Consider the following 13,942-nt stretch of genomic DNA (forward strand, 5'->3'; position numbering starts at 1 on the left):
ATAGTTAGAATGAACATTAAATTTACAAAACAGTGTTACTAACATTGTTTTTTTGTGATCGTTGTTGCAAAACTATTAATATTTTTAATTTTACTGTCATTGCTATTTCTTAAGTATTTGATAGTTATATTTATAGAGTAAGCATAAAACAATATTAAGTATATTAATGAGTAATGATAGAGTTCGACTTTAAGTAGTAAAATGGGCGTATAGCTATAAAATAGACAGCAATACGCCATAGAAATAGGATTGGACTCCTAAGGTAGAATAGGGGGAATAGCTAACTACCCAGCTAATAAATTATTATCCTCTATCATTTTTTGTAATAGTTCAGCATCTGTTGTAGTACTTGCATCATTGCCGTAAAGCGTCTCTTTGTTTACGTTTTCCAATGTTATTTCTTGAGTAATATCTTCGCCATTATCCTTAATATGTAACGTCACTGAACCGTTTTTTTCAGTGATATCAATATAGTTATCAGCTGATATTCCATCTGTGACGTTGTTTAAAATAGCGCGTAAATCGATATTGTCACTATTGGCTGCCGCATCAAAATCAACAATTGTATATTGTGCTGGCATAGCACTTGTTTCTTGTTTTTCAGCTTGGAATACAAAGCGATCATTACCACCACCGCCAATGATTTCATCGCTATCAGCATTACCAATGATCACATCATCATTGGCTGTACCGATCAGAGATTCGTCAGCTCCGGTTATTGTGAAGTTGATAGTTTGTGTTGTGCCAGTTGCCGCTTGTCCATTGAGGGTTGAGATTGGCTCAATTGAAAGGGTGAAGTCTTGCTCACTATTGGCTGTCATCTTCAGATCGGCAATATCGTCAAATGCGACTTCCCAACCATTTCCGTTCGCTTGGCCTGCTGAGAATACGTAATCACTAGGGTAACCTGTGAGAATAATACTGCCTTGCTCATTAGCCGCTGGATTAAACATTGATAGCTCAAGATTTAGTGCAATCGTCGTTTCTATTTGAGCAATAACGCTGTTGTACTCAAGATTAAGTTCTGGCGCATCGGGCATAGCCTCCAGAGTCAAACTGATATTCTTTTCAACAGTTTGACCATAATGCGTAGTTTCTGAGCCTAAGATGGTATCGGTATCAATACTGCTGGCTTTGAGTGTTATATTAATGTCACCAAAAGCATCACCGCTAAATAGGGTGAATTGGTCTAAGGTATCGCTATTAATAATTGCAGTAGCAAGCCATATCTCACCATTCTTAATGATACTTAACTCTTGATCACCGATTTGAATTTTATCTAAGCCAGCTAACTGAGTTTGGTCAGCTGCACTAAAGATCACTTCTAAAAATAATGTTTCATTACTATTGGTTTCGGTACTCTCAATATCGACTGGAATTGTGAAGCTTTCACCTTCATTGCCTGAGAGGCTCTCTGGTACACCAATAAATTGAATATCGTCACCAATAGGATTCACGCCAATAATAACCTCTGAAGTTGATGTTATTATTTCCGTTGTACCTATTTCGTTAGTGATCGCATCCAACTTCAATGTGATATCACCACTGAAATCTGCTGGTGGACGAATATAGATACTATCGGCTTGCGCAATATCAAAGCTCCATGATTTTCCGTTATTCGGTAATTGGATAAAGGTAGTGCCACCGTCGGGTGAATAGAACATCACGGCACCATCAGGAACACCGGATAGATTCAGTGAAATAGTTTCAGAGCCATCATCATCGTATAAGATGGCTCCTAGTCCAACGATATGAATGTAGCCATCTTCATTACCTTGTTCGGTGATGGTATCCGGCATAGTGGCGATATCAGTCACAGGCTCAACGTTAATAATCACAGAAGAGGTTTTGGTCTGAGTATCCGTTTGCGATATTGAATCAGATTGATCGGTGATGTTAGTTTCAACGTTAATGGTTAAATCGCCGCTGTAGTTATGAGGCGGCTTTAAAAGCAATTCGTCTAAGCGACTCGGCTCCAGTACTTGCCAACTACCATCGGAATTCTGGGTCACTATCGCAGAATCGCCAATTAATTCACCACCCGGTACTAAGGTGATTTTCATCCAGTTGATGGTTTCTTTACCTGTCGCAGAAGTACCTTCACCCGTGATGGTTTGTCCGTTACTTACGCTATCACCTAACAGTACCGTTAAGTTAATTGCGGTTGCGGTATCTTCTAAAACACTGGTGATATCTGTTGTTGTAATGATTTCATCAACCACTGGAACAACGTCAATTTTGATGTGTTGTGTGGTAGTTGATTTTTTACCATTACAGGTCGATGTTTGAGTGATAGTGATCGGAATATCTAAAGATCCAGCCCAAGCTTCATCTAATCCAATGAATGTCATATTGGAAAAACCATTTTCTGTGATGGTGTAGCCAATAATTTCACCCGCATCGTTATATTCGGTAATGATACCGACACCTGTAATTTCAACATTGTCAGGTAAGTCATTAACGTCAATAAAAAAGGAGAGGGCGATTTCTGGGTTATTATCAATATCGCCATTTAGTAGACCTGATAAATTAATATCTTCGCCTTCTTTAGCAATAATCACATCACCTTGAATTTTATCTGGCGCTTCGGTCGGAGGACATGAACCTCCACCTCCAGTTTTACCTGTGATCTGGATCTGAATGGGAGTTTCTAAAAAGCGAGAATCGTTGCCGTCAACCACACGGGCTTTAACCACAAGATCAATCACTTCTGTATTAAAGCTAGCGCTCACGGTTGCTCCAGCTAAGAGATCTTGCATTGCTTCTTTAATGCTATCGCTGGTGAGACCTGTAGCTGGAATAATCCAATTACCGCTACCGTCAATATTGGCACCGTTAGGATGATCGATGATGAGGTTAATGCCAACAGGTACTTCGATCACGATGTAATCTAGGTACTCTGAGCCATCCAGATCTTCATCAATAAAGTGAACCGCATTGGTTAAATCAATAGGGCTACCATCGGTACTACTTAGTAGATCTGTTGTAGATTCTAAGCGCGTATCGTTTTCAACGACCCCTGCAACATCAACTTGGATGGTTGCATTGATGTTTTTACTCGCTGTTTGTCCGGAAGTTGATGTATCCGTTACTTCATAACTAATAGCGATATCAAAAATGCCACTGAGATCTTCATCTGCAAGAATGGTTACGCGACCACTGTTAATAAATTCAGCCCATGATTGGTTGCCTTTATAGTTAGCAAGATCGAGCCCATTAACAGGGATAACAACTTCTACACCATCAATAAACAGGGTTAACCCATCAGGTACATTGGTGATTTTATAACCTGTCAGATTTTCACTGTTGTCGCTATCTTTTCTGATGGTCGGCTCAACTAAGAATGAGATATGTTGATCTTCAAAACCTGTGCTTTGCAATAAAGCACCATCTTGCTCATCAACAACGGGTAACACATCAATATCCACCTTGTAGTTAAATTCACCGCTAGCACCATCAGGCTCGGTAGAAATCACATTGACATCAAATGCTAAGTTGCCACTTATGTCTTTAGGTATTGATAAATAAGTCGATGTTAATTGATCGTGAGAGATCCGATAGATCAACCCAGTTGAAGCGTCTTCACCAACAATTTCAAGGTTTAAAGGATTGCCATCAATATCGATAAATTTCACACCATCAGGCAAGTTAGTGATTAAGATGGTTATCTCTTCTGATTTATCGTTATCACTGGTGGTAATTAAAAAATCGAGCGGTAATGGCTGATCTTCATAAAAACCATTAATGCTTTTGATTGTGCCCTTAAAGCCAGTGGTGTTATCTGTACTACTAGCAATGTATTGCCAATGTCCATTGCCGCCGTCTGTAATGTCTGGTCGGTCAATGGTGCCTTTTAAGTTAATAGAAATAGTCTTGGTCGCCCCCTCTGTACTAGTAGCAGGAGAGAGTCCGTTAATAGCGGCTTCAGTAGATATAGCAGTTACTTCAATAGTGAGTTTTTCCGTGTGTGAACTGATATCAGCTTTTGGATGAAGCTGTGCTTCACCACTTTCAATATATTCTGCACTCACAATATAGATGCCAGAACCGGCAGGCTCTTCTACCGCATCGCCACCTTGAATTGACCAACCATCTTGCACTTTAATTCGGTAACTTAGGCTTTCTGAACCATCGTTATCAGCTAATTTACCAATAATGGCCTTACTTAGATCAATAGGCTGATCTTCATGACCTTTAAGGTTTTTAACCGAGAGTTTTGGCGCATCAGCCTCAGGAATTATATTTACTGTGATAAGACGTTGCGATTCTTCTGTTCTATCGGTACTTCTATCAAGGAACTGATTGCCTTTTTCTGTACTGAGCGCAGTAATGGTAAAGGTAAATGTGCCTGCTGAGTGTTTATCAGAAAATATCTTCACATCATTAATTTGATCAGCGTTAATGATTTTGCCGTTGCTAATTATGGTGTTACCTAGTTTGAGTGTAATACCATCTGGGATCCCTGAAATACGGTATTTAAGGGTTTCTGAACCATCGGTGTCTTGTAGATCCGCCGCAACATTTAATTGAATGCTATTACTATCATCTTCAACTGCGGTGTATTCGTAATCTTTAGTTTCATCCCAAGTCGCGGCATCAGCATCAGGTAGCACCTTGATAGTGAGATCTTTGGTCAGTGTTTTATCTTGGTTATTCGTTGATATCGTCGCTGTTATTTCAAGCTGTACGAGATCTTGTTTGTTGATTGCGGTGTTAGGCACAGGTTGATAGGTAAGATCGCCATTTGGCTTATAAAAATCACCTTCACTAATAAAGTCGCTAAGGGTAATTACGCCATTTGTTGCCGTTAGCAAATTGCCATTTAAAAACAGTTGTCCACCCTCTAATGAGCTTTCACTGATTGTGATAGTGCTAAGCGATTCATTTTGATCAATATCACCAAGGAATACTTGAATAGTGAGTGGGTTACTCATGCTGTCTTCAAGGATCTGCTCTGCATTAACCTCAATACGCCCAGGATCATCGGCAAATGACAGTTTCTTGGTTCTTACCGCTGTGTCACCGTCGCTGTCTTTGACGGTGTAGCTGAAATCATCACTGATCTCGCCACTACTTTCCTCACTGGCAATCGTCTTAATGATGACGGTGCCATCTGCATTAACAGCGATAGTGCCATATTTAGTATGTGGGACCGTTTTAGTATTAATTAAATCAATTGGTTTGCCGTCTGCTGGATACTCTTTGCAACGATACTTGATACTGACGACCTCACCACCATCAGCACCTGTAACATTCCTTGAAAGTAGACGTAGTGTCTTATCAACACCTTCAACAACAGCAAGCTCTTCATCAGGACCTGCAACAGGGATATCGTCAGTAACAGTCACTTCAAAAGGTGTGGTGGCTGATTTATCACCATCTACGTCTGTGGCAATGGCGCCAAACTCTAAATTAAGCACACCTTGACTTGATGATGACGGGCGGTCAATCGCTTCGAAAAGCTCAAATTGCACGGTACCATCTAGATTGACTTTAATACGGAAAATATTATTACTGTTTGCCGTTGCGTTATACCAACCGTTCGCATCAGCTGCGCTAAGTGTGATTTTTTCACCACCACTGGTATAGTTTATGCCATTAAACTGCGCAGTATCTAGATGCACTGAAGCAAGCTCATCACTGCTTTGGTTAAAGCTGAGTGTTGGCGCTGACGTGTTTGACGCATCTGCGGCTAAATTATCATCCAGTAAGTCATTTTCGTGAACGTTAAGGTTATTGTTAGCGGTAATGCTAGGCACTAAACCATCTAAAATATTCACCGTTACATTTGATGTGCTCGAGCTGCCATCACTGTCTTTCGCTTCAACGGGTAGTAATAAATTAAGTTCGCTATCGTTACTATTGGTATGGTCGATAGACTCATTGAGCGTCACTGTGATTGTTGCATTTGCTGCACTACCCGATGGTACTGCACCAATATCTGATAAATGGACAGAAAAGATCACTGTGCCATCAGGCAATGACGCGTTATAGGTGTTACTGCCATCAAATTGCCAAGTTAATGCTTGTCCTTGGTAGGTGATGTTATTGCCATCATCACTTTTCACCTTACCCGATAAAACAAGATTTAAATCGACGATAGGATCTTGCTCTGCGGTAACTGTGATTGTGCCTTCGGCTTGGTTTGAACTACCTGCTGGTGAAGAGGTACTAATCGGCGTTTCTGATATTTCTATTGGTGCTGTATTAATAACAGGGGCATTACCATCAATAATGACGAGATCGATAGCAGTTTGGTTTATATCTCCGTCATTGTCTTTAACAAAGACCGGAATAGAAATAGCCAATTCATCGTTTGCGTTGGTTTGATCCAGTGCTTGATGAAGGGTAAAAACATAGTCAACAGTTGAGTTTACTTCTGCATCAGGGCGAGAAGATAAGCTTATTTCAAAGACTTTACCTGAGCTTGTCCTTGCTTCAATGGTTTGATTATGATTAGAGATCACATAAGAGATTGCTTCGCCACCGCTGGTTAAACCGGTTGGTAGTTGGCTTAAATCAAAATACAGCGGACTTTGTTCTGTGGTGCCATTTAAACCATCACTACCAATGGTGACGGTGATCGTGCCTGTTTGTTGCAATGATTGATTAGATAGATCGGTTTCTTTAAATTCTAATTGTCCAGATGTAGCTAATACTGGATTCGCGCCATCTTCGATAACCCAATCAAATTTCCCTGTCGGGGTAGCAGTACCATCACTGTCAGTTGCATTAATAAACAGAGGCAGCGTGATTGTATCTGCTGAACTTTGTTGATTGAGGGGAAAGTGTTGTTCTAGGGTGACAGTCCCCGTCGCGTTATCGCCTGAAGCGGTTGCTGATAAACTCAAGGTAAAAATAGTGTCGCCACCCGTTGTGGCGATGATAGTTTTACCATCGGAGCTGACGGTGTAAGTAAGCGGTGATGGTGAGATACCAGAATATAAAGCAAGTGCTTCAAGCGCCGTTATTGTCTGGGGATTGAATGTTAGGCTATTTGGATCGGGATTATCAGCCCCAGCTTGCAGAGCAAATTTAACCTCGTAGGTAGCGCTTCCTGCTGAAATTACACTTTCAACCGTCTGTGTATTGCCATCGACCATAATATTGGCATGACCATCTTTGATTGAAACCGTAAGGCTTCCATTGCTATCGTATTGATCTTTATCTGAAGCTACGTAATCAATGACAAGGTTGATATCATCTTGGCTATGATTAAGGTTGCGATTGGCGGTAAATGTCCATTCACCAGTACTATCGATGGTGAACTGTCCCTCAGGAAGATCAAAGGTAACCGCTGTGCCATTGAGTGTCTTTGTCTCTCCATTAATGGTGATACTTTTAACGAAAAGAGATGCGTCAATATCAACATCATTAGTTAGTACATTACCTGTTACAGCATTGCCTTCAATAACCTCACTAACATCATCGACAATCTCAGGTGCGGCATCTCGAATATTAACCTCGATTGGCGCGACGATAACCTCATTCGTACCATCACTATCAGTTTGAATACCATCAATGAAGATCAATGTTTCAGTATTAAGATCACCTAGCGTGTTATCAACTGCTGCGCTCAATGTTGTTTTAATTGTTTGAGTGATAGGGTTAATAACCGCAGTAAGCACTGTTGTGGTGTCTGTTTGTACGGTTAGCGTTAAACCATCAGCAGAAATAGTAACGGTAACAGGTTCACCATTAGAGGTGAGCTGCTCTAAAGCGGTTTGTACTGCGTTAAAAGTAAATTCGGCGAACTCAATATTAATCGTTGAGCTTGATTTAATTGAAGATTCTGTTTCTAGCGCTTTTTCAGAGAAAATAATATCGCTAGGGTTAGCGAATGTGGGCATATCGTCACTGGCAGTATTACCCGCAGCGTCAGTCACCGTGGCGATCATCTGCCACGTTTGTTGTGAGTCTAATTGAGACAATTCAATGTCTTCAATACGCCAATGCCCTGAGCTGTCTACTGATGTTGTCAGAGAAACAGTATCTATTCCGTCACTAAAGGTAACGGTTATCTTATCGCCAGCTTGGGTACCTGTTGTTGAACCTTGCAGGTAGGGCACTTGACCATTTTTTATTGCCGAGACATTTAATCCGCCTTGCTGGTAACTGTTTGTATCGATATCAATCGTGAGTACTGATGTATCTTTGACGATAGTATTGCTCGTTTCTTTGGTGTTGCCTGCAATATCAATAACTTCTGCGATAATGGTTAACTCACCCTCAGCAAGGGTTGATAAATCAACATCATCAATTTTCCATGCACCACTTATGACCGAAGTGGTAAGGGTGATAGTTTTACCATTGCTATCTGTTACTTTTACTGTGATTGGTTGATTATCTTCAACAAAATCAACATCACCAAACAGGGTGGTTTTAGCGTCGATTTCGGCTTTATTTAAAAAGCTATCGTTTTTAGCTTCAAAGTTTGCCGTAATTTCAGCAAGGGTATCTTTGATAATAGTGTCAGTGGCCGAGGTTGTATTACCTGCAACATCGGTAGCTGTGGTCGTAATTGTGAGTTGACCCTCAGCGAGTGTCGTGAGATCTGCATCATTCACTGTCCATTGGCCGTTATTTACCGTGGTGGTGTAAATTTTCTCGACACCGCTGCTATCAGTAAGGGTAATAGTCACGGTTTGCCCGTCTTCTATATTTTCAACAGCGCCAAATAAATCGGTTATGGGCGCTTCAACGGCGTTGAGGTACGCATCGCCTTTACCATCAAAGTTGGTCGTAATATTTGCTGCAGTATCTTTGATGATAGTGTTGGTGGCAGAGGCTGGGTTGCCAGCAATATCGCTAGTTTCAGCCAGAACGGTAAGCTCACCTTCTGCAAAATCAGTTAAGTCTGCATTACTAACTGTCCATTTCCCAGCGCTAACAGTACTTGCAAAGATTTTCTCTAAGCCTTGGCTGTCAGTGACGGTAATAGTCACGGTTTGTCCATCTTCAATATTCGCGATACTGCCAAACAGTTCAGTCGTTGAGACTTCGGCTTGATTGAGGAAGCGATCACCGTTACCTTCAAAATCCGCCGTAATAGTGGCTAAGGTATCTTTGATAATCGTGCTGGTGGCAGAAGCAGGGTTGCCAGCAATATCGATGGTTTCTGCTAGAACAGTGAGTTCACCTTCAGTAAGAGAAGAAAGATCTACATTATTAATTTGCCAAGCAGCATCATCATTGACGGTTTCAAAACGTAGTGTTTTACCTTGGCTGTCAGTGATGGTGATTGATATCGGTTGATCACTTTCAACAAAATTTATCTCACCTAATAAATCACTATTTGTAATTTCAGATAGGTTTAAATAATTATCACCTTTGCCGTCAATTTTTGCGTTTATTTCAGCAAATGTATCTTTGATTGTTGTGTCTTTGGCATCGACAACATTGCCGTAGAAGTCAGTGACCGAGGCATAAATAGAAAGCTCACCTTCAGCAAGGGAACTTAAGTCTTGATTGCTAATAATCCATTTTTGATTTTGTACTACCGCACTGGCAGTAAATACTTTTCCATTAACATCAGTCACATTAACGATGACAATTCTACCATCTTCAATATCAATGGCATCGCCCAGTAGTATGGCAGAAGGTGCTTCAAATCGGCTTTTATAACCATCGTTACCATCAATAATGGCGGCGGTTAACGTCGCAGAAGCTTTAAGGGAAGGGATAGCATCTGCAATAGATTCATTTTCTGCTTTTTGAACGGAGGTTATTGAACGTGTACTAAATCCAGCGTTGGGTAAGGTTTCGGCTAATGTGGCTTTTATCTGAGAAATAAAAGAAGCGCTGTTGCTTGATAGCGGCTCTTGGTCAATATTGGCATCAAGAATAAACTGGGTACGATGCGAAGAGCTCTCGATAACAGGGGTATCATCTTGGTTGGTTTGTGTTTTTAGAATGTCATTGATGTAGGCTCTTTCTTTAATAAAAGGAATCGACTGATCAATAATTTCTGAAGGCGGAATTTGAACCCATTCGCCTGAATCTGTAATTTTCCAGATAATGCCTTCAATAACAATATACATCATTGGCTTCATCCTTGGCCCCTGTATTTTTATTCTTCTTGTAAAATCAGTATTTCGATGAATGTTTGCATCAAGTAAACCTATTGATACAAATATCTATATTAGATTTAAAAACATCTAAAAAACATAAATTTAACATGATAGTTTTATTAGTAACTATTTTTTGTGATGTTAGTTCATGATTTATTTATCAACGGTAACGGGATTGCTGTTATATCGTTTCGTTTTAACGGGAGGATTATTTAATAAGAAGAGAGTTTAGAAAGGGGGATTGAGAGTAGGGTACTTGTGGGTATACGTACTGCTATTGATTTAATAGCAGTACGTGAAGTAACAACTAAATATTATTTACCACTGGCTGGATGATATTGCTGACCTTTCATTGTTACCTCTAGCTGAGGTGATGCAATATCTATATGATTTTTAATGAACTTATTCTTTATTCGGCAATGAAGGTCATGGGTTAAACTTAAACGATGCCCTGTTTCTGCCGCATAAGCTCGTAACTCAAATTGTTGGCAATTAGCGGTTAATCCTAAGAAGAATACTTCGGGAGCTGGGTTATCGAGTACCAGTTCACACTCCTCAGCAGCTTCAAATAATAGTTGTGTTACTAGCTCTGGATCGGCTTTAAATTTCACATTGATTGAAAGATTTACTCGAGTTATCGCATCGGACAACGACCAGTTAATAAATTGCTCAGTAACAAAGGCTTTATTAGGCACGATCACTTCTTTTCTATCCCAGTCCACAATAGTCGTTGCGCGGGTTTTTATTTTCGCAACTACCCCTGTAAGATCGCGAATCGTCACCGTATCACCAATACGAATTGGTTTTTCAAACAAGATAATTAAGCCTGAAATAAAGTTGGCAAATATTTCCTGCATACCAAAACCAATACCAACACCAAGGGCGGCAACTAGCCACTGCATTTTGCTCCAGTCAAAACCAATTAATGCAGAGCCAACAATAATACCGATGAAAATGGCTAAATAACGGGTAACAGAAGTAATCGCATAACCTGTACCTGGGCTTAAATCAAGGTGCTGAAGAATAAGTAGCTCCATAGCGCCGGGTAGATCTCGTGCCAAAATAGCGGTTAAACCAAAGGCTAAAATAGCCAGTAATACACTTTGTAGTGTGATGGTATTGAGCTCTTCAATGCCGTTGATGGTATTGGTGACATCCCATAGCGTTACGCCTTCAAGTAATGACGTTGCTTGATAAAGATCGGAAAACAACCAACTCAAAATAAATAGGTAAATCAGTGATAATAATGAGCGTAATAAACGTAATGATTGAGCACTGATTTTATCTAAGTCTACTTTCGGCTCTTCAATTTCAATGTTTAGATCATTACTAATGTGGTGTTCGTCTTTATCATCCTGCATTTCTGCTTGACGTTGAGCAATGATTTCTTGGCGCTTCGCTTTAGCACGTTCAAAAGCAAGACGACGCTTTTGAATTAACATCAAACGTTTGATCAGGTAGTAAACGAGCAGGGTAGCGACACCAATAACTGCACCTTGTTGAATGCGCAACATAATGGTTTGTGATGTTGCCAAGTAACCATTAAGTGCTGCGTAGTTGAGCACTTGTGGTGTAATAATAAGTACCCACCAAAATATATGGTGACCAATATGGGCTTTACCTTCGGGTAGTTCACCATAGGTCATAGGCATCTTAAGTTTCCACAAGCGCCAATGGAAAAAACTGATAGCAATATTAGAAATAATAAAAGCTAATCGTCCAAGGGTAGCCGTTGTATCTAATTCGCTCGTTAGCATGGTGAACTGTTGCAAAACGAGTGCAGGAATAAACACCATCATTAAGTGTCGATAACTGTGTAATGCTTTATTGATAATTTCTTCAGACCAACCAAAGTGACTGATGAAAAGTCCATTTTCGCGGCATAACTCTCGAATAAAAAAGAAGACAACCAGTGCATAAGGCAGCGAGAGGGCTTGGCCTAAATGGAAAATAAAAGGTAATTGCCAAGCAAGGCTTAAAGTATAACCAATAATAAAGATGATGAGAGGGAGAGGCCATGCAAGGATGAATGCAATGGCGACATTGGTATAGCTATAACGGAATTTATCTTCGGTGACACGATTAATTCGCTTACTGGTTTTTTCTAAATAAAGTACCCAATGTTTTTTCGCAAAAAATAGGAATGCAAGCAGTGACGCAATCACAAATATGCTAGCAAACAATGAGTAAGGGCTAATGAAATGAGGTATTTTAACGAGGCCTATCCATTGAGTGGGAGAGAAGAACCATTTGATTTTTTCTACCATTTGCTTAATTACATCAAAGCTGAGTGGATTGGTATTAGGAGCCCAAAAAAGTAATTTTGCCGATTCATTTTTGATCTTGACCAGCATGCTATTTAAGCGATCGAAAATGACTTTAAGTTTGGCTTGTTGGTAAATTAACGTTTCAGACGCTTTATTAATATCGCTATATAATGTGAGATTATCCTGTATCAACGTATGTAATTGATCAATTTGTTGTTGTGATAGATCGCTGGTACTGATTTTGTCTTTACTATTTCTGAGTAAATCAGATTGTTGTTGGTAATCATAGAGTCGAATTTGGTTACGTGCGACATCGCGATTAAGTTTCTCAATCGGTGGGTTTGACGGTAAACTTTGTAATCGGTTGCGAAGGTTCTCACTAATAATTGGACTTATATTAAGCCAATCAGCCATAACCCTTAATGCATCTGCTGTTTGTGTGGTTTCAGCGATTTGTTCATTGGTTGTACTGATAGATTGCTGTGTTTGCTCAATATTAGATGTTAGCGTTGTTAACTCAGAAGACAAATGCTTGTTTAATGTTAACTGTTGTTTAATCACTTCTGGCTGGTTTTGAATATCGGCTTGTAACTCTTGATTCTGTTCATCATTTTCAGAAATGTTAGAGCGTAGAACACGATTAAGCGTGTTTTGTAAGTTGTTGCGATATGCCTGATGTGCTTCAATTTGTAAGTTTTCATATTGCAGGTTTAATTTTGCTAATGCGCGACGATTACCAGCACTTAGCTGTTCAGCTTCTAGCATAAATAAATGGCTAATCGTATATTGCTCGGCGATTTGGAGCAGCATGATAGCTTCTGTGTTATTTCCCCGTTGTGCTTGAGATAGCTCTTTAGTAATACTTTGTTTTTGTGTTCTTAACTTATTGGTTTGATATGAGAAATCATCAATACCATGCTCAATTTCAATTAAAATATTGCGGTATGATTGACGTGCGATCTCTAGTTGGATGAGCTTGGTATCTTGCTCTGCAATTTCTAACGTTAGCTGGTCGTGATCCCAATCGTTAAACTCTGGAAATTCTGCCGCGCTAAAATTCGCTATTTGATCTTGAATCGTTGCCCTATCTTCTGGATAGGAATTCATTAATTTTTCATAACTACGTGTTGCTTGAATAAAGTTTTCAGTTTTCTCTAGCTGGTTTTTTGCTGTTTGATAAGCAGAAAGCTGTTTGATTATTTCAGGCGTTTTTTGCTGGCCTTCAAGCTGACTGATCTTGTTGGAAATAATGTGTTCGTATGATGCATTCTCTTCAGCAGAGAGTGGGGCGGAAATAAGAATGAGTAAAAAGAGATAAAAAAATGAGAAAAGTCGCATAAAAAACCTGTGATTGAGTGCTACGAATGCGTGAAAGCAGAAGATGTAAACATTCTGTTATAGTAATTGAAATTGATGAAAAACAATAGATTGGTATGAGAATAGACCTAATTGATCTATAAGTCGGCGAATGAATAAGAGAATAGGAAAATACCTTGACCGATATCGCATAAGTGATTACATTAGCCGCCGTTGAAACGCACTGCGGTTCAGCAACAATGTGGTGAGGTGTCCGAGTGGCTGAAGGAGCACGCCTGGAAAGTGTGT

General features: G+C 39.9%; 2 protein-coding genes. Both read right to left on the bottom strand.

Annotation, left to right across the window (positions count from 1 at the left end):
- Positions 1–284: 284 nt before the first annotated feature.
- Entirely contained in the window at positions 285–10,043 is a 9,759-nt protein-coding gene (locus I3259_RS15480; RefSeq protein ID WP_238030451.1) for an RTX toxin, read from the bottom strand.
- Positions 10,044–10,384: 341 nt separating this feature from the next.
- Positions 10,385–13,675, bottom strand: coding sequence for a miniconductance mechanosensitive channel MscM (mscM, locus tag I3259_RS15485; protein WP_238030453.1), 3,291 nt, complete (start codon positions 13,673–13,675; stop codon positions 10,385–10,387).
- Between the last annotated feature and the right edge of the window lie 267 nt (positions 13,676–13,942).

The organism is Photobacterium sp. Ph5 (assembly GCF_022129445.1).
GTDB lineage: Bacteria > Pseudomonadota > Gammaproteobacteria > Enterobacterales > Vibrionaceae > Photobacterium.